Source organism: Pseudomonas sp. B414 (genome assembly GCF_055408445.1).
Genome location: NZ_JBUZTQ010000028.1, coordinates 1 through 17,608 on the forward strand (window position 1 = coordinate 1; position 17,608 = coordinate 17,608).

General features: G+C 58.6%; 15 protein-coding genes. 11 read left to right on the plus strand and 4 right to left on the minus strand.

Features of this window, described 5'->3' with window-relative positions; translation table 11 throughout:
- Positions 1-329: 329 nt before the first annotated feature.
- Entirely contained in the window at positions 330-2,258 is a 1,929-nt protein-coding gene (locus tag ACZRMH_RS19790) for a transglycosylase SLT domain-containing protein (RefSeq protein WP_464014874.1), read from the minus strand.
- A 215-nt stretch (positions 2,259-2,473) separates the two neighbouring features.
- On the opposite strand from ACZRMH_RS19790, the gene ACZRMH_RS19795 reads away from it, so the two are divergent.
- Positions 2,474-4,390: an ATP-binding cassette domain-containing protein gene (locus tag ACZRMH_RS19795; RefSeq protein ID WP_464014875.1), complete on the plus strand. Its 1,917-nt coding sequence runs from the start codon at positions 2,474-2,476 to the stop codon at positions 4,388-4,390.
- A 74-nt stretch (positions 4,391-4,464) separates the two neighbouring features.
- Here ACZRMH_RS19795 and ACZRMH_RS19800 read toward each other — a convergent pair whose 3' ends face one another.
- Positions 4,465-4,917: a universal stress protein gene (locus tag ACZRMH_RS19800; RefSeq protein WP_464014876.1), complete on the minus strand. Its 453-nt coding sequence runs from the start codon at positions 4,915-4,917 to the stop codon at positions 4,465-4,467.
- A 104-nt stretch (positions 4,918-5,021) separates the two neighbouring features.
- Here ACZRMH_RS19800 and ACZRMH_RS19805 point away from each other — a divergent pair, with 104 nt between their 5' ends.
- The 7 genes from ACZRMH_RS19805 (at position 5,022) to ACZRMH_RS19835 (ending at position 13,411) form a co-directional block, all read left to right on the plus strand.
- Positions 5,022-5,459, plus strand: a complete 438-nt coding sequence (locus tag ACZRMH_RS19805; RefSeq protein WP_464014877.1) for a hypothetical protein — start codon at positions 5,022-5,024, stop codon at positions 5,457-5,459.
- Positions 5,460-5,837: 378 nt separating this feature from the next.
- Positions 5,838-7,985 carry a fatty acid oxidation complex subunit alpha FadB gene (gene fadB / locus ACZRMH_RS19810; RefSeq protein WP_464014878.1) on the plus strand — a complete coding sequence of 716 codons (2,148 nt, stop codon included), beginning with the start codon at positions 5,838-5,840 and terminating at the stop codon, positions 7,983-7,985.
- A gap of 27 nt (positions 7,986-8,012) precedes the next feature.
- Positions 8,013-9,188: an acetyl-CoA C-acyltransferase FadA gene (fadA, locus tag ACZRMH_RS19815; protein WP_464014879.1), complete on the plus strand. Its 1,176-nt coding sequence runs from the start codon at positions 8,013-8,015 to the stop codon at positions 9,186-9,188.
- An 87-nt stretch (positions 9,189-9,275) separates the two neighbouring features.
- Positions 9,276-9,512 carry a DUF1653 domain-containing protein gene (locus ACZRMH_RS19820; protein WP_463994011.1) on the plus strand — a complete coding sequence of 79 codons (237 nt, stop codon included), beginning with the start codon at positions 9,276-9,278 and terminating at the stop codon, positions 9,510-9,512.
- A gap of 114 nt (positions 9,513-9,626) precedes the next feature.
- Positions 9,627-12,254 carry a type I DNA topoisomerase gene (gene topA / locus ACZRMH_RS19825; RefSeq protein WP_464014880.1) on the plus strand — a complete coding sequence of 876 codons (2,628 nt, stop codon included), beginning with the start codon at positions 9,627-9,629 and terminating at the stop codon, positions 12,252-12,254.
- Positions 12,255-12,536: 282 nt separating this feature from the next.
- A complete protein-coding gene (locus tag ACZRMH_RS19830) occupies positions 12,537-13,058 on the plus strand; it encodes a DUF6586 family protein (RefSeq protein WP_464014881.1) in 522 nt (173 codons plus the stop codon).
- Between the two features lie 119 nt (positions 13,059-13,177).
- Positions 13,178-13,411 (plus strand): hypothetical protein, encoded by a 234-nt coding sequence (locus tag ACZRMH_RS19835; protein ID WP_003446620.1) that lies wholly within the window; start codon positions 13,178-13,180, stop codon positions 13,409-13,411.
- Positions 13,412-13,479: 68 nt separating this feature from the next.
- Here ACZRMH_RS19835 and sulA read toward each other — a convergent pair whose 3' ends face one another.
- Positions 13,480-13,953 carry an SOS-induced cell division inhibitor SulA gene (gene sulA, locus ACZRMH_RS19840; RefSeq protein ID WP_464014882.1) on the minus strand — a complete coding sequence of 158 codons (474 nt, stop codon included), beginning with the start codon at positions 13,951-13,953 and terminating at the stop codon, positions 13,480-13,482.
- Between the two features lie 11 nt (positions 13,954-13,964).
- Positions 13,965-14,573 carry a transcriptional repressor LexA gene (lexA, locus tag ACZRMH_RS19845; RefSeq protein WP_029611310.1) on the minus strand — a complete coding sequence of 203 codons (609 nt, stop codon included), beginning with the start codon at positions 14,571-14,573 and terminating at the stop codon, positions 13,965-13,967.
- 260 nt (positions 14,574-14,833) lie between these two features.
- Between lexA and ACZRMH_RS19850 the strand changes: the two genes are divergently transcribed.
- The 3 genes from ACZRMH_RS19850 to ACZRMH_RS19860 all read left to right on the plus strand — a co-directional run bounded on the left by ACZRMH_RS19850 (position 14,834) and on the right by ACZRMH_RS19860 (position 17,472).
- Complete coding sequence (locus ACZRMH_RS19850) at positions 14,834-15,541, plus strand: TetR/AcrR family transcriptional regulator (RefSeq protein ID WP_464014883.1); 708 nt, start codon at positions 14,834-14,836, stop codon at positions 15,539-15,541.
- 181 nt (positions 15,542-15,722) lie between these two features.
- Positions 15,723-16,721 carry a beta-N-acetylhexosaminidase gene (nagZ, locus tag ACZRMH_RS19855; RefSeq protein WP_464014914.1) on the plus strand — a complete coding sequence of 333 codons (999 nt, stop codon included), beginning with the start codon at positions 15,723-15,725 and terminating at the stop codon, positions 16,719-16,721.
- 13 nt (positions 16,722-16,734) lie between these two features.
- Entirely contained in the window at positions 16,735-17,472 is a 738-nt protein-coding gene (locus ACZRMH_RS19860; RefSeq protein WP_088379317.1) for an S-methyl-5'-thioinosine phosphorylase, read from the plus strand.
- The last annotated feature ends 136 nt before the right edge of the window (positions 17,473-17,608 follow it).

The following is a 17,608-nucleotide window of genomic DNA, read 5'->3' on the forward strand; positions in this document are numbered from 1 at the left end:
GTCAGGCGAACCGCAGTGATGCCATCGCGAGCAAGCTCACTCCCACAATGTTCCCTGCCAAGTTTGAATTTTGTGGGTTGCCACAAACCCTGTGGGAGCTGGCTTGCCTGCGATGCAGGCGCTGCGGTCTGTCAGGCGAACCGCAGTGATGCCATCGCGAGCAGGCTCGCTCCTACATAATGACCCCGGCAAGGTCCGAATTTTGTGAGCAACGCAAATCCTGTGGGAGCTGGCTTGCCTGCGATTGCATCACCGCGGTTTATCTGACAAACCGCGCAGTCCCTATCGCGAGCAAGCCCGCTCCCACAAGGGGCGGGCCTCGTTAGATTTTATTGGTCATCAAAATACCGCTCATGCCAGTCCACCACAGGCTGTGGTGCATTCAACTTCTCCCCGTAGATCACCGAATAAGACAGCACATTCTGTACATATTGACGGGTTTCGTCGAACGGGATGCTTTCAATCCACACATCGAAGCCAAGGTGGTTGGCGCCCTTGAGCCACTGGCGTACACGGCCCGGCCCGGCGTTATACGCCGCTGAAGCCAGCACCCGGTTGCCATTGAACTGACCATGCACCTGGCTCAGGTAAGCGGCACCCAACTGGATATTCTTGTCCGGGTTCAGCACTTGCTGTGGTGAGGCCAGCGGGATATTGAATTTTCGCGCCGTCTCTTTGGCGGTTGCTGGCATCAACTGCATCAAGCCGCTGGCGCCCACGCCAGAGCGGGCATCATCCATAAAGGCGCTTTCCTGACGGGTAATGGCGAATACCCAGCTGGAATGCAGGCCGCGCAGCTTGGCTTCACGTACCAGTGTGTCGCGGTGGGCCATCGGGAAACGAATGTCCAGATCGTCCCAGTACTGGGCCTGGCTGATGGTACGGATCGCCGGGAAATACCACTTCAGATCGTAGGCCAGCTTGGCCTGGGCGACCATTTCATCGCGGCTGAACAGGCGGCTGACGTAGTACCACTCGCGGCGCCCATCGACGATTTGCCCGCGGTCATGGAATTCAAGTGCGCGCTGCACCCCTGGAGTGTTGCGCACTTTTTTGACCAGTTGCGGGCTGAGTACCAGCGGTCGATTGTTGAGCTGGTACGGTGTTTGCGCCCGGTCAGCGGCCAGGAAACCGTAGAAATCACGTTCGTTGGCGACTTTTTTGAACAAAACCTGCGCTTGCGGGTTTTTCGGCTCGGCCAGTTCAAGGCTGCGCGCCTGCCAATAGCGCCAGCGGCTGGTGGCTGCCAGATCCTGCGGCAGCTTGCGGGTCAACTGATAGGCGTCTTGCCAGCGGCCCAGGCGCAGCAGCAGGCGCAGGCGCCATTCGGTAACAGTGTTGTCCCGCAGCTCGGGGTCATATTTGGTCATGATGTCCAGGCCGCGACCATCGTAGCGGCGGGCGAACGTCAGGCCGATTTCCCGGGCGATGGCGACTTTTTCATCGCGGGAAAAGTGCATGTTGGTGGCGTAGGTATCGAGCAGGGAGGCGGCTTTTTCCGGATCCTGACGCGCCAGGCGACGCAGGCCCAGGCCCACGGCATCAGACATGGCCTCGCTGGCCGGGGCGAAGCGCGAAGGCTGGCTGAGCATGTCGGGCTTCTGCGCGACATCGATCATCAGCTTGGCTTGTGGGCTGAGGGTGTTGAGGCCGCTGGCCAGCGACGTGGCCAGAGCGTAATTGCGCGCTTCAGCGGCGAGCTTGACCCTTTGCCAGCGTTTTTGCTCGGTCAACTGGCCTTCGGCAGCCCACTGCCGGAACAGGGCGTCACAGGCGTCGGGCTGTGCCTTGCCGACCAGCCACAGTTTCTCGGCAGTGGCATAGCCTTCGGCCTTGAGATTGTGTTGCAGCTCATACTGGCCATTGAGGCAGTCCAGCTCGGTGAAATTGAGCTTAGGGTCGTAGTACTTTTCGAATGTAGCCCAGTCGCCCCGTTCTGCCAGCCAGCGCAACCAGCGCAGTTTCATCCAGTTTGCTTGGGGCAGATCGCCGTGGTCGGCTAAAAATTGCTCGATTTCGGTGTTGCTGGCCGATTTCAGGCGAGCGGTCAGCTCGTCATAGGCCAGGTAAGGCGTCAGTGGGTAGCTGCGCAGGGCTGCGGCATTTTGAAAATAAGGGCCGGAATCGCCTTTGGCCAGGGCACGTTTGGCCTGGTCATAGAGTTGGCGTTGTTGAGTCAGGTCTGCGCCATGGGCGGCTTGCACGGCACAGCTGGTGAGAAGCAGGCAGGATAAAAAGTTGAAGAGACGACTGCGCATGAGGCTTCCGTACTGATGAAAAACGCGACGAACGCAGGCCTGGCCTGCGCTGATTATTTCGTAGCTTAGCCTTTTGCCAGTGATGCGTGAACGTCTTGAAGGCCAACCGGCGCAACTTGGCACTAAATGAAGGCAAGACGGCGCCGTACAAGAAATACCCGGCCGCCCGAGGGTTCAAATCAGGTAGAATGCGCGCCCAGTTTTTGGAGAAGCTCATGACCCTGCTCAAATTCAGCGATGTGTCCCTTGCTTTCGGCTCTATGCCGTTGTTGGACAAGGTGTCCTGGCAGATCGCCCGTGGAGAGCGGGTGTGCATCATCGGCCGCAACGGTACCGGCAAGTCCAGCATGATGAAGCTGGTTAAAGGTGATCAAAAACCCGATGACGGCTCTGTTTGGCGCGCGCCCGGCCTCAAGATTGGCGAATTGCCGCAAGAGTTGCCGGTTGCCGACGAGCGGACCGTGTTCGACGTTGTGGCCCAAGGCCTGGACGGTGTTGGCGAGTTGCTGGCCCAGTACCATCACTTGAGCCAGAACATCGTTACCGATGCTGACCTGGACAAGCTCATGCACGTCCAGCAAGACCTCGAAGCCCGTGATGGCTGGCGCTTGCAGCAACTGGTCGATAGCACCCTGAGCCGTCTGCAGTTGCCGGCTGACAAAACCCTCGCCGAATTGTCCGGCGGCTGGCGTCGTCGCGTCCTGCTGGCACAGGCTCTGGTTTCCGAACCGGATTTGCTGCTGCTCGACGAACCGACCAACCACCTGGATATCGGCGCAATCGCGTGGCTGGAAGAGGCCTTGATGGGCTTCCAGGGCGCGGTTCTGTTTATTACCCACGACCGTTCATTCCTGCAAAATCTGGCCACCCGGATTCTGGAACTGGACCGTGGCGGCCTGATCGACTGGAATGGCGACTACGCCAGTTTCCTGGTCCACAAGGAAGCCACCCTGGCCGCGGAAGAAACCGCCAACGCGCTGTTCGACAAGCGTCTGGCTCAGGAAGAAGTGTGGATCCGCCAGGGCATCAAGGCCCGTCGTACCCGTAACGAAGGCCGCGTACGCGCCCTCAAGGAACTGCGCGTAGAGCGCAGCGAACGTCGCGAGCGTACTGGCAAGGCGAATATCCAGCTGGACACCGCAGACAAGTCCGGCAAGCAAGTGATGGTGCTGGAAAACGTCAGCTTTGCTCACCCGGGTGGTCCGTTCCTGCTCAAGGACTTCTCGATGGTCCTGCAGCGCGGCGACCGTATTGGTCTGCTGGGTGCCAACGGTACCGGTAAAACCACCCTGCTGAAGCTGATGCTGGGCGGCCTGGTGCCAACTGAAGGTACGGTTGAAGAGGGCACGCGCATCGACGTGGCGTACTTCGATCAACTGCGTCACCAGCTGGATCTGGAAAAAACCGTGATCGATAACGTGGCTGAAGGCCGCGACTTTATTGATATCGATGGTCAGAGCCGGCATGTGCTCAGCTACCTGGGCGACTTCCTGTTCAGCCCCCAGCGTGCCCGCACGCCGGTCAAGGCGCTGTCGGGTGGTGAGCGTGCGCGTCTGTTGCTGGCCAAGCTGTTCAGCAAGCCGGCCAACCTGCTGGTGCTCGATGAGCCGACCAACGACCTGGACGTTGAAACCCTGGAGCTGCTCGAAGAGGTTCTGCTGACCTTCAAGGGCACCGTGCTGATGGTCAGTCACGACCGGGCATTCCTCGACAACGTGGTGACCAGCACCCTGGTATTCCAGGGCGAAGGCAAGGTCCGCGAATACGTGGGCGGTTATCAGGACTGGCTGCGTCAGGGCGGCTCTCCACGCCTGTTGGGCGTGACCGAGAGCAAGTCGGGCAAAGCCGACCTGAACTCGGCCGTGGTCGAGGCTGCACCGGCTCCGGTGGCGGCTCAGCCTGCTCCTGCGGCGAAAAAGAAACTCAGCTACAAGCTGCAGCGCGAGCTGGAAGCTTTGCCGGCTGATATCGACGCCAAAGAACAGGCGATTGCTGCTGTTGAAGCAGAAATGGCTGACGCTGGTTTCTACCAACTGCCTGCGGCCAAAACCGCAGAAGTGATTGCCAAGCTCGAAACATTGCAAGCCGAGCTTGAGCAGTTGGTTGAGCGCTGGGCCGAGCTGGATGCCTGATTGACGGCATGCTGAACTGAAAAAGCCCGGCCCTTTTACAAGGTGCCGGGCTTTTTTGTTGCATGCAGATAAACTTAGTCAGGCTTTTTCAGGCTGACCGCCAGCACGTCGCATGGCGCACCGTGCAGTACGTCGTTGGCGGTGGAGCCCAGCAGCAGGGCGAGGCCGTGTCGGCCGTGGCTGCCGACCACGATCAGGTCGCAGTTTTCGGCTTTTGCGAAGCCGTGAATTTCCTGGCGTGGCTGACCATATTTCAGGTGGCAGTTGTCTTTGGACAGCTGCGGATAAATGTCGATCAGGCGTTCAAGGCGCTCCTTGGCTTGATCAAACTGTTGTTGCTGTAGCTGCGACAGGTCCATAGGCACATCGCCACCAAAGGCCATGGCCATCGGTTCAACGATGTGGATAAGAGACAGTTTGGCGCCATTTGCCTCAGCGCTCGCACTGGCGCGATAGATCACCGGGTCGCATTCATCGGTCAGATCGACGGCGACGAGAATATGTGTGTAGGGCTTTGGCGTGGACATTTGCGGCGCTCCTGTTGAATGTAATCAATTATGAGTATGGCCCTTTTGCAGAGCCTTGGTTCAAGTCCGGATCTACTCGGTTATCAAGTTATGAGAGTACAGATATGACGGTATGGATAGTGGTGTCAATCCTGGCGCTGGTTCTTAGCCCCTTGGCATGGTTGCGACCTTCGCGTAGTCAGAATGGTCGCATGGGCTTGCGTATGGAGGCGCGGCGCATGGGGTTGGCCATGCAGCTGGCGCCGCAGGAGTGGCCGCACTGGCTTGAGCCTGAACCGCCTGCTTCCTGTGCGCAATACCACCGCCCGCGGCGCAGTACTAAGCCTGATGTGTGGTGCTATTGGCAATCGGCGCCGGGCAAATGGCTCAATCGCTGGCAGGAAGCGTGTGAGGATCCGCGCCTGCTGGCGCAGTTCGAAAAACTGCCGGCCAACGTCTATAAAGTTGAGGCGGACAAGCAAATGATCGTGCTGGTGTGGGGCGAGAAGGGTGAGGCTCAGGTGTTGAAGGCCATTGATGAAGTGCTCAAGGCGCTGGCTTGAGCCTCTGCGTGTCCTTTGTGGGAGCGGGCTTGCCCGCGATGCGGGCGGCGGGGTCTCTCAGGTGAACCGTGGAGATGCCATCGCGAGCAGGCTCGCTCCCACAGGGGCATGAGTTTTTAAACTGACTGCCGGGTCGTTTTGTCATCATTGTTTTGGACAATTGACAATCGATCGCTTTTCCGTAAAGGTGTCGACACCCAAATCAAACGGGCGTATGAATCAAGTGTTTGTCGTGTCAGACAGCGCTCATTCAAGCCCGAATATCGCGTTGGCGGGTGTGCCTGGCGGATTGGCAACAGCATTGACCCGAGGTCAATGGCAGCCAGACGCTAGCGTCCAGCGTGTACTGTTCAGCTTCCATATCCTGGAGATCAGTTGATGATTTACGAAGGTAAAGCCATCACGGTTACGGCTCTTGAAAGTGGCATCGTCGAACTCAAGTTCGACCTCAAGGGTGAGTCCGTCAACAAGTTCAACCGTCTAACCCTGAACGAATTGCGTCAGGCGGTAGATGCGATCAAGGCAGACGCTTCGGTCAAGGGTGTCATCGTTTCCAGTGGCAAAGACGTGTTTATCGTCGGCGCCGACATCACCGAATTCGTCGAAAACTTCAAGTTGCCGGATGCCGAGCTGATCGCTGGCAACCTGGAAGCCAACAAAATCTTCAGTGATTTCGAAGACCTCAATGTCCCTACCGTCGCGGCCATCAATGGCATCGCGTTGGGCGGCGGTCTGGAAATGTGCCTGGCAGCTGACTTCCGGGTCATGGCTGACAGCGCCAAGATCGGCCTGCCAGAAGTCAAGCTGGGCATCTACCCGGGCTTCGGCGGCACCGTGCGTCTGCCGCGCCTGATCGGTGTTGATAACGCGGTTGAGTGGATTGCCTCCGGCAAGGAAAATCGCGCCGAAGACGCTCTTAAAGTGAGCGCCGTTGATGCTGTTGTAACCGCTGACAAGCTGGGCGCAGCCGCCCTCGACCTGATCAAGCGCGCCATCAGTGGCGAACTGGACTACAAGGCCAAGCGTCAGCCGAAGCTGGAAAAGCTCAAGCTCAACGCAATCGAACAAATGATGGCTTTCGAAACCGCCAAAGGGTTCGTGGCTGGCCAGGCCGGCCCGAACTACCCGGCCCCGGTTGAAGCAATCAAGACCATCCAGAAAGCCGCCAACTTCGGTCGTGACAAGGCGCTGGAAGTGGAAGCCGCAGGTTTTGCCAAACTGGCCAAGACCAGCGCTTCGAACTGCCTGATCGGCCTGTTCCTGAACGATCAGGAACTGAAGAAAAAAGCCAAGATCTACGACAAGATCGCCAAAGACGTGAAGCAGGCCGCCGTTCTGGGCGCAGGCATCATGGGTGGCGGTATTGCCTATCAGTCGGCCTCCAAAGGTACGCCGATCCTGATGAAGGACATCAACGAACACGGCATCGAGCAGGGTCTGGCAGAAGCCGCCAAGCTGCTGGTGGGGCGCGTTGATAAAGGTCGCATGACCCCGGCAAAAATGGCTGAAGTACTTAACGGTATTCGCCCTACGCTGTCCTACGGCGATTTCGGCAACGTCGACCTGGTGGTCGAAGCAGTAGTCGAAAACCCGAAGGTCAAGCAAGCGGTGCTGGCGGAAGTGGAAAACCACGTTCGCGAAGACGCCATCCTGGCTTCCAACACCTCGACCATCTCCATCAGCCTGCTGGCCAAGGCCCTCAAGCGTCCGGAAAATTTCGTCGGCATGCACTTCTTTAACCCGGTGCACATGATGCCGCTGGTTGAAGTGATTCGTGGCGAGAAGTCCAGCGATCTGGCTGTTGCAACCACCGTTGCCTACGCCAAGAAAATGGGCAAGAACCCGATCGTGGTCAACGACTGCCCGGGCTTTTTGGTCAACCGCGTACTGTTCCCGTACTTCGGCGGTTTCGCCCGTCTGGTCAGTGCCGGTGTCGACTTTGTGCGCATCGACAAAGTAATGGAAAAATTCGGCTGGCCAATGGGCCCGGCGTACCTGATGGACGTGGTCGGCATCGACACCGGTCACCACGGTCGCGACGTAATGGCTGAAGGCTTCCCGGATCGCATGAAAGACGACCGCCGCTCGGCGATCGACGCTCTGTACGAGGCCAAGCGCCTGGGCCAGAAGAACGGCAAGGGCTTCTACGCCTACGAAGAAGACAAGCGCGGCAAGCAGAAGAAAGTCGTTGATTCAAGCGTGCTTGAAGTGCTCAAGCCAATCGTTTACGAGCAGCGCGACGTGACCGACGAAGACATCATCAACTGGATGATGATCCCGCTGTGCCTGGAAACCGTGCGTTGCCTGGAAGACGGCATCGTTGAAACCGCAGCCGAGGCCGATATGGGTCTGGTGTACGGCATTGGCTTCCCGCTGTTCCGTGGCGGCGCTCTGCGCTACATCGACTCGATCGGTGTTGCAGAGTTCGTGGCCCTGGCTGATCAGTACGCTGAACTGGGCGCGCTGTACCACCCGACTGCGAAGCTGCGTGAGATGGCCAAAAACGGCCAGAGCTTCTTCGGTTAAGCGCCCCATTAGAGTGAGAGTGAAATTATGAGCTTGAATCCTAGAGACGTGGTGATTGTAGACTTCGGTCGCACCCCGATGGGCCGCTCCAAGGGTGGCATGCACCGCAACACCCGTGCTGAAGACATGTCTGCACACCTGATCAGCAAAGTGCTGGAGCGCAACAGCAAGGTTGACCCGGGTGAAGTGGAAGACGTGATCTGGGGCTGTGTAAACCAGACCCTGGAGCAGGGCTGGAACATTGCGCGCATGGCGTCGCTGATGACCCAGATCCCGCACACCAGCGCAGCGCAGACCGTAAGCCGCCTGTGCGGCTCGTCCATGAGCGCCCTGCACACGGCTGCGCAAGCGATCATGACCGGCAACGGTGACGTTTTCGTCGTCGGCGGCGTCGAGCATATGGGCCACGTGAGCATGATGCACGGCGTTGACCCTAACCCGCACATGTCGCTGTATGCGGCGAAAGCCTCGGGCATGATGGGTTTGACCGCTGAAATGCTGGGCAAGATGCACGGCATCAGCCGCGAGCAGCAGGACGCGTTTGCCGTGCGCTCGCACCAATTGGCCCACAAGGCGACGATCGAAGGCAAGTTCAAGGACGAAATCATCCCGATGCAGGGGTATGACGAAAACGGCTTCCTGAAGATTTTCGACTACGATGAAACTATTCGTCCAGATACCACCCTGGAAAGCCTGGCGGCGTTGAAACCTGCTTTCAACCCGAAAGGCGGCACAGTGACTGCTGGCACTTCGTCGCAAATCACCGATGGTGCTTCGTGCATGATCGTGATGTCGGCGCAGCGGGCCAAAGACTTGGGTCTGGAGCCGTTGGCCGTGATCCGTTCGATGGCGGTTGCGGGTGTGGACCCTGCAATCATGGGCTATGGTCCAGTACCGGCTACGCAAAAAGCGTTGAAGCGTGCGGGCTTGAGTATGGCCGATATCGACTTCATCGAGCTCAACGAAGCTTTCGCTGCACAGGCCCTGCCAGTGCTGAAAGATTTGAAAGTGCTCGACAAGATGAATGAGAAGGTTAACCTGCACGGCGGTGCCATCGCCCTGGGTCACCCGTTTGGTTGTTCAGGTGCGCGTATCTCCGGCACTTTGCTCAATGTAATGAAGCAAAATGGCGGCACCTTCGGGTTGTCCACCATGTGCATTGGTCTTGGCCAGGGCATTGCCACCGTCTTCGAACGCGTCTAAGCGTTGCGTTGATGGAAGCCGGGGCCTTGTGCCCCGGTTTTTGTTTTTAGGCGTTTTTATTTTTTTATTTTGCAGAGGGTCCGCAACATGCCGCTACAACCTGGGCTCTATCAACATTACAAAGGCCCTCAATATCGGGTATTCAGTGTGGCTCGCCATTCTGAAACCGAAGAGGATGTAGTGTTCTACCAAGCCCTGTATGGCGATTACGGCTTTTGGGTGCGCCCGCTGAGCATGTTCCTGGAGTCAGTCATCGTCGAGGGCGAACAGGTCCCGCGCTTTGCCCTGATTCAGGCCGAACCCAGCCTTTTTTCCCGGCCATAAGGCAAGGTCGCGCAGAACCCTGTGCTTGACCTCACCTTGTAGCCACTATATATAGCGGTGCCGCGTCAGGCGCGAACCGCCTTTCACTTCTAGAATTCAGGAATTTTCTGATCCATGGGCAAATCGCTGGTCATTGTGGAATCCCCGGCTAAGGCCAAGACCATCAACAAGTACTTGGGTAACGAGTACGTGGTGAAGTCGAGTATCGGCCATATCCGAGACCTGCCCACCAGCGGTTCGGCTAGCGCCAGCAAAGAACCGGCTGCCAAGCGTGGCAAGGCAGCGGCGGGCGAAGCGCCGGCCCTGTCGCCAAAAGAGAAGGCTCAGAAGCAGCTGATCTCGCGCATGGGCGTTGATCCCGAACATGGCTGGAAAGCCAAGTACGAGATCCTGCCCGGCAAGGAAAAGGTCATCGAAGAGCTGCGCCGGCTCGCCAAGGATGCTGACACCATCTATCTCGCAACCGACTTGGATCGCGAGGGGGAAGCCATTGCCTGGCACCTGCGCGAAGCCATCGGTGGTGATGACACCCGCTACAAGCGCGTGGTGTTCAACGAAATCACCAAGAAAGCGATTCAGGAAGCCTTCTCCAAACCGGGCGAGCTGGATATCAACCGGGTCAATGCCCAGCAGGCTCGTCGCTTTCTCGATCGCGTCGTGGGTTACATGGTTTCGCCACTGCTGTGGGCCAAGGTTGCCCGTGGCCTGTCGGCTGGCCGTGTGCAATCGGTTGCGGTAAAGCTGGTAGTTGAGCGTGAGCGCGAGATTCGTGCGTTCAATCCTGAAGAGTACTGGGAGATTCACGCCGATCTGGGCACTGCCAAAGGTGCGAAAGTGCGCTTTGACGTTGCCCGCGAAAAAGGCGAGGCCTTCAAGCCGCTGAACGAAGCTCAGGCCATGGCGGCGCTGGAGAAGCTCAAGGCTTCGAACTACAGCATCGTCAAGCGTGAAGACAAGCCGACCAGCAGCAAGCCGTCGGCACCCTTTATCACGTCCACCCTGCAACAGGCCGCGAGCAACCGCCTGGGCTACGGGGTGAAAAAGACCATGATGATGGCCCAGCGTTTATATGAAGCGGGCTACATCACGTACATGCGTACCGACTCCACCAACCTGTCGGCCGATGCGGTCGAAATGGCGCGCACCTACATTGAAGGCGAGTTTGGCGCTGACTACCTGCCGCCTGCACCGAACGTGTACAGCAGCAAGGAAGGCGCACAGGAGGCTCACGAAGCGATTCGTCCTTCTGACGTAAACCTGCACCCGAGCAAGCTGACAGGCATGGAGCGCGACGCTGAGCGCCTCTACGAGCTGATCTGGCGCCAATTCGTGGCGTGCCAGATGCTACCGGCCAAATACCTGTCGACCACCGTTACCGTGGCCGCTGGCGACTTCGAGCTGCGTGCCAAGGGCCGCATCCTCAAGTTCGACGGTTACACCCGTGTAATGCCACAGATTGCCAAGCCGGGCGACGACGATGTACTGCCGGACATGGCCCAGGGCGATGCGCTGAAACTGATCGAGCTCGATCCGAGCCAGCACTTCACCAAGCCGCCTGCGCGTTACTCCGAAGCCAGCCTGGTAAAAGAGATGGAAAAGCGCGGTATCGGTCGTCCTTCGACCTATGCGGCGATTATCTCGACCATTCAGGACCGTGGTTACGTGGCGTTGCATAACCGCCGCTTCTACTCCGAAAAAATGGGCGACATCGTTACCGAACGCTTGTCCGAGAGCTTCTCCGACCTGATGGACTACGGCTTTACCGCCGGTATGGAAGAGAACCTCGATGACGTGGCGCAAGGCGAGCGCGACTGGAAAAACGTGCTGGACGAGTTCTACGGCGACTTCAAGAAGAAACTCGAAGTAGCGGCAGCGCCGGAAGGCGGCATGCGTGCCAACCAGCCGGTGATGACGGATATTCCATGCAAGGAATGCGGTCGTCCGATGCAGATTCGTACGGCTTCGACTGGCGTGTTCCTGGGTTGCTCGGGTTACAGCCTGCCACCTAAAGAACGCTGCAAGGCCACGGTTAACCTGGTGCCGGGCGATGAAATCGCAGCGGACGACGAAGGCGAATCCGAATCCCTGGTGCTGTTGGGCAAGCACCGTTGCCCGATTTGCAGCACGGCAATGGATGCTTACCTGCTGGATGAGAAGCACAAGCTGCACATCTGCGGTAACAACCCGGATTGCGTGGGCTACGAAATCGAGGAAGGTAACTACCGCATCAAAGGCTACGAAGGTCCGAGCCTGGAATGCGACAAGTGCGGCAGCGAGATGCAGCTCAAGACTGGCCGTTTCGGCAAGTTCTTCGGTTGCACCAATGCGGAATGCAAGAACACCCGCAAACTGCTGAAAAGCGGTGAGGCGGCGCCACCGAAGATGGACCCGGTAAAAATGCCGGAGCTGAAATGCGAGAAGGTCAACGATACGTATATCCTGCGTGACGGTGCTTCGGGGTTGTTCCTGGCTGCGAGTCAGTTCCCGAAAAACCGTGAGACCCGTGCTCCGCTGGTGATCGAGATTGTGCCGCACAAGGACGAGATCGATCCCAAGTACCACTTCTTGTGTGAAGCGCCGAAGAAAGACCCGGATGGCCGCCCTGCGGTGATTCGTTACAGTCGCAAGACCAAAGAGCAGTACGTGCAGACTGAAGTGGATGGCAAACCGACTGGCTGGCGTGCGTTCTATGACGGCAAGAGCTGGAAGGTGGAAGACAAGCGTAAAGAAAAAGACGCTTGATCCGAGCTGATCGCTGAATAAAAAAACCGCGCAAGGGCTGCATGCCTTGCGCGGTTTTTTTTGCTTGCCAGTCCCGGCGTGGTTGTCGCCGCTGGAACACTGTTGTGGGAGCGGGCTTGCCCGCGATGGCATCGACATGGTTTGGCTGAAACACTGCAGCGCCTGCATCGCGGGCAAGCCCGCTCCCACAAGTGGCGGTGGGGAGCGTGGGCCTTGCGCCAGTACGGCCTGATCCCTGAGACTGTACCACCTGCCTTTATCCATTCGTTGTGGAGCGCCCCCATGGCTCACGAACTCTATACCCGCACCAATCAGAAGATCTATTTCGCTGGCCTGGCCCTGGAGGCCATGCACAAGGCAAGCGAAGGTCGGGCCATGAACGCCCAGGCGCTGGTTCAGGCTGAGCGCGAATCGGCGGTGTTCCACTTGTATGGGGCGCTGCTTGGATTGTGTCATGAGATCGCGGGCTTCTATCGTCTGCCCCAGGCCAATGCGCCGCGGGTCGAGCTGCTGCTTACTCAGGCAGTACTGGACGAGAAGGCCATCCCCGAGCTGGCAGAGCTGGTTGAACTGGCGCATGCGCCGCAAACCTGGCTGGCACAGCTGGTTGCCACCCATGCAGCGCTGTATCAGCCGCTGCAGGCGCCGAAGAAGGTCAAGGCTGACGTGTTCCAGCCTTTGATCGTAGCGGTCAATCTGGAAGACGAGACGCCTCAGGAGCTGAGCCGCGAAACCATGGAAGAGTGGCGCCAGAACCTGAAAAGTCTGGCTATCCGGTTCCGTGATGGACTCAATGAGTGCTAGGGGTCAAAATCGAGACGGTACAGTCATTCATCAGTCTGTAATGCAAAGCGCTGCAGATCCTGGGAATTTTCCACGGGATGGCTGATATACTCCCGCGCTTTCGTGGAGAACAAATTTATATGCCAACGTCCTTTCTAGAAATTGTCGAGTTGCCAGACGGCCGCATCGAGTTGCGCCGTGCTGAGGACGAAGGGTCTTTGGTAACGCTGAACTTTTCTGAAGATGCCAAGGCCTTTCTTCAGGGTCAGCACGTAGAGGTGGCCAAGGCCATGCTTAGCGTCGGTGTGCAGATGGCGGGGCGGCTGGCCGAAGGCGAGCTCGAGAAAGATGACGGGCCGCGCATTCTTCATTAAGCGGCCTTGAATCCTGTGCCACAACCGGCCACTGCACTCTGCATTGGCGCTGTGGCAGCGCAAGTGATTTAGCCCAAGCGAATATTCAAGCTTTGCCCGTGGCCGGTGCGTGCTGCGCCGATCAGTTGTTGGCGCGCGGCGCTGGTCAGCGGGTTGATCCAGCTGACCACGGTGTGGCTACGGCCCAGGCGCAGCGCTTCGCAGGTGAGTTGCAAGGCGCTTTTATTGCCGTTGGGTTGCAGCAGCAAAATACGTTCGCGGTTCAGCCCGGCATCGCGCAGCCAGCTTTGAGTCAGGCTGGCGGGCGGGGCGATGAGGGTCAGCCAGCGGGCGTTTTGATGCTCGCTCAGTTCGCGCAGCATGGGCGCCAGCAGGTTCAGGCAGTTTCCGGCAGCACCACGCAGCGACAGCTCACTGAATACTTCAGGTTCGGCGCTCCAGGGTGAATCGAGCACGTCCTTGATCGCAGGGGGCATGGGTTGCGCCATGAACGCTTCGAACAGGGTCAGTTGTGCGGGCAGCGGGGTGTGTGGGAACTGCATGACGCCTCCTATTAGCGGCGAATAACGCCGACGCTCAGGCCTTCAATGACCAGTTCCTGCTCCTTGAGATTGACTTCAATGGGGGCAAAATCCGGGTTTTCAGCGATAAGCCAGACTTTGCTGCCTTCGCGCTTGAAGCGTTTTACGGTGACTTCGTCATCGATGCGGGCCACCACGATCTGGCCGTTGCGTGCTTCGCGGCAGGTATGAACCGCCAGCAGGTCGCCATCAAAGATGCCGACGTCCTTCATGCTCATGCCCTGGACCCGCAGCAGGTAATCGGCCCGCGGGTGGAAGAAGGTCGGATTGATGTTGCAGGACTCTTCGACATGTTCCTGTGCCAGGATCGGCGCGCCGGCAGCAACACGGCCAATGATGGGCAGGGTGGATTCGTCCGCCTTGGCTTCAAAGCCGGGGATACGAATGCCGCGCGAGGCCCCCGGGGTCATCTCGATGGCACCCTTGCGGGCAAGGGCCTTGAGGTGCTCTTCGGCAGCGTTGGGGGACTTGAAACCCAGTTCCTGTGCGATCTCGGCACGGGTGGGCGGGTATCCGTTGTCATCCAGGCATCGCTTGATGAAGGCCAGGATCTCAGCTTGGCGTGGCGTCAGTTTTAGCATGTTGATCGCTCTGTCTTTTTATACAGTGACTGGGATTATATACAGTGAAGGCGTATTGGCAATCACCCATTTCCAGCAGTCCGCTGGACGGTCGTCAATAAGTGGCTTGGCCCGTACCTTATCAGTTGGGGCAGGGCTGGCCGAGGCTGTGGTTAAATGCGAAACCGCCCGGTCGCAAAACGAATAGGTCATCTTGACTTTTTACAAGCTGAAACGTATGTTTCAAACAAGTGTTTAAATGCATGTCAGGCGGAGTAGTCATGGCCCAGTCGGAAACCGTTGAACGTATCCTTGATGCTGCCGAGCAGCTGTTCGCGGAAAAAGGGTTTGCTGAAACCTCGTTGCGGCTGATTACCAGCAAGGCCGGGGTCAACCTGGCGGCAGTCAATTACCATTTCGGTTCGAAGAAAGCGTTGATCCAGGCAGTTTTTTCGCGCTTTCTGGGGCCTTTTTGCGCCAACCTCGATCGTGAACTGGAGCGCCGTCAGGGCAAGCCGGAGAACCGTCCGACCCTTGAAGAGTTGCTGGAGATGCTGGTCGAGCAGGCGCTGGTGATTCAGCCGCGCAGTGGCAACGACCTGTCAATCTTCATGCGCTTGCTGGGGTTGGCGTTCAGTCAGAGCCAGGGCCATTTGCGCCGTTATCTCGAAGATATGTACGGCAAGGTGTTCCGTCGCTATATGTTGCTGGTCAACGAAGCTGCCCCGCAGATCCCGCCCATCGAGCTGTTCTGGCGCGTACATTTCATGTTGGGTGCGGCGGCTTTCAGCATGTCCGGGATCAAGGCATTGCGTGCCATTGCCGAGACCGATTTTGGGGTCAATACCTCGATCGAGCAGGTGATGCGTCTGATGGTGCCGTTTCTGGCGGCCGGCATGCGTGCCGAGAGCGGTGTTACCGACCCGTCGATGGCCAGTGCCCAGCTTCGCCCTCGCAGCAAAACCGCGCCGGTCACCGCCAAGGTTTGACCTGCTGCGGGTGGGCGCGGCAGCTTTGTTCCGCTAAGCTAGCTGCCATGCCCAGCCCTGACTTGTTCCCGTCTGTCGATTCGCTGCTGCCTCTCTGGAGTGCGGCGTGCAGGCCCGTGCCTGCGTATCCGGGCCGGGTAACAAGCGCTCTCTTTCTAAAGGATTTCCCATGAGTTCTGCCTTGCAAGGCTCCTTGATGGTGGACGTCGCCGGTACCTGGCTGACGGCTGAAGACCGGCAATTGTTGCGCCAGCCTGAAGTGGGCGGTTTGATCATCTTTGCCCGCAATATCGAGCACCCGCGCCAGGTGCGTGAGTTGAGTGCATCTATTCGGGCAGTGCGCCCGGACCTGCTGCTGGCGGTCGATCAGGAAGGCGGTCGGGTGCAGCGCTTGCGTCAGGGCTTTGTGCGCCTGCCTGCCATGCGCGCGATTGCCGACAACTCCAATGCCGAGTACCTGGCCGAGCAATGCGGCTGGATCATGGCCACTGAGGTTTTGGCCGTGGGCCTGGACTTGAGCTTTGCCCCGGTACTGGACCTGGATTACCAGCGCAGTGCCGTGGTCGGCAGCCGTTCTTTCGAAGGTGATCCTGAACGCGCAGCGGTATTGGCCGGGGCTTTTATTCGCGGGATGAACGACGCCGGCATGGCTGCTACCGGTAAGCATTTTCCGGGGCATGGGTGGGCTGAAGCTGATTCTCATGTAGCCATTCCGACTGATGAGCGCAGCCTTGAGCAGATCCGCGCCCATGACCTGGTGCCATTTGCCCGCCTGAGCAAGCAGTTGGCGGCAGTGATGCCGGCCCATGTGATTTACCCACAGGTAGACAGCCAGCCCGCAGGTTTCTCCCGTCGCTGGTTGCAGGATATTTTGCGCGGTGAGCTGCAATTTGACGGTGTTATCTTCAGTGACGACCTGTCGATGGCCGGTGCCCATGTGGTGGGTGATGCCGCCAGCCGCATCGAGGCTGCCCTGTCGGCCGGTTGCGATATGGGGCTGGTGTGCAATGATCGTGCAGCAGCAGAACTGGCCCTCAGCGCTGCGCAGCGCCTGAAGGTGACGCCGTCGCCACGGATTGCGCGCATGCGTGGCCAAGCCTGGGCCAGCACCGACTATCGGCAGAGCCCGCGCTGGCTGGTGGCGATGGGCGCACTCAAAGATGCTCAATTAATTGATTAAGGGATCGGCCTCAATGACGGTTTATGCAATTATCGGCGGCACGGGTCTGACTCAGCTCGAAGGGCTGACCATTAGTCGTTCACTGGCCCTGGATACGCCTTACGGTCCGACTTCGGCAGATATCCAGATCGGTGAGTTTGGCGGCCGCGAAGTATTGTTCCTGGCCCGTCATGGCCATCCGCACCGGGTGCCGCCGCATCAGGTCAACTACCGCGCCAACCTGTGGGCTTTGAAGCAGGCCGGGGCCGAAGCGATCCTGGCGGTAAATGCCGTGGGCGGAATTCATATGGCCATGGGTACCGGGCATTTTTGCGTGCCGCATCAGCTGATCGACTACACCAGCGGCAGGGAACATACCTATTTCGCCGGTGACCTGGAGCATGTGACCCATATCGACTTCAGCTATCCCTACACCGAGTCGTTGCGTGAGCAGTTGATCGGCGCGCTGGCGGCCGAGGGTTGTTCCTACAGCAGCCACGGTGTTTATGCGGCAACTCAAGGCCCGCGTCTTGAGACGGTGGCTGAAATCGCCCGTCTTGAGCGTGACGGCTGCGATATCGTGGGCATGACCGGCATGCCGGAAGCGGCGCTGGCCCGTGAGCTGGAACTGGATTACGCGTGCCTGGCGCTGGTGGTCAACCCGGCGGCGGGCAAGTCGACGGCAATTATCACCATGGCCGAAATCGAGCAGGCGCTGCATGACGGCATGGGTAAGGTGAAGGCGACGTTGGCGCGGGTGCTGGCGGGCTGATACTCACCCATCCCCTGTGGGAGCGGCGGTGCGACGATTCGACTTGCTTGCGATGGTATCGCCTTGGTGTGTCAGATAAATCTGGTCGCCTGCATCGCGAACAAGTCGAATTGTCGCACCGCCGCCCCATATTGAA

Excerpts from the sequence above, each read along its gene's own strand:
- ACZRMH_RS19790 (WP_464014874.1), bottom strand. The coding sequence starts at position 2,258 with ATGCGCAGTCGTCTCTTCAACTTTTTATCCTGCCTGCTTCTCACCAGC.
- ACZRMH_RS19795 (WP_464014875.1), top strand. The coding sequence starts at position 2,474 with ATGACCCTGCTCAAATTCAGCGATGTGTCCCTTGCTTTCGGCTCTATG.
- ACZRMH_RS19800 (WP_464014876.1), bottom strand. The coding sequence starts at position 4,917 with ATGTCCACGCCAAAGCCCTACACACATATTCTCGTCGCCGTCGATCTG.
- ACZRMH_RS19805 (WP_464014877.1), top strand. The coding sequence starts at position 5,022 with ATGACGGTATGGATAGTGGTGTCAATCCTGGCGCTGGTTCTTAGCCCC.
- fadB (WP_464014878.1), top strand. The coding sequence starts at position 5,838 with ATGATTTACGAAGGTAAAGCCATCACGGTTACGGCTCTTGAAAGTGGC.
- fadA (WP_464014879.1), top strand. The coding sequence starts at position 8,013 with ATGAGCTTGAATCCTAGAGACGTGGTGATTGTAGACTTCGGTCGCACC.
- ACZRMH_RS19820 (WP_463994011.1), top strand. The coding sequence starts at position 9,276 with ATGCCGCTACAACCTGGGCTCTATCAACATTACAAAGGCCCTCAATAT.
- topA (WP_464014880.1), top strand. The coding sequence starts at position 9,627 with ATGGGCAAATCGCTGGTCATTGTGGAATCCCCGGCTAAGGCCAAGACC.
- ACZRMH_RS19830 (WP_464014881.1), top strand. The coding sequence starts at position 12,537 with ATGGCTCACGAACTCTATACCCGCACCAATCAGAAGATCTATTTCGCT.
- ACZRMH_RS19835 (WP_003446620.1), top strand. The coding sequence starts at position 13,178 with ATGCCAACGTCCTTTCTAGAAATTGTCGAGTTGCCAGACGGCCGCATC.
- sulA (WP_464014882.1), bottom strand. The coding sequence starts at position 13,953 with ATGCAGTTCCCACACACCCCGCTGCCCGCACAACTGACCCTGTTCGAA.
- lexA (WP_029611310.1), bottom strand. The coding sequence starts at position 14,573 with ATGCTAAAACTGACGCCACGCCAAGCTGAGATCCTGGCCTTCATCAAG.
- ACZRMH_RS19850 (WP_464014883.1), top strand. The coding sequence starts at position 14,834 with ATGGCCCAGTCGGAAACCGTTGAACGTATCCTTGATGCTGCCGAGCAG.
- ACZRMH_RS19860 (WP_088379317.1), top strand. The coding sequence starts at position 16,735 with ATGACGGTTTATGCAATTATCGGCGGCACGGGTCTGACTCAGCTCGAA.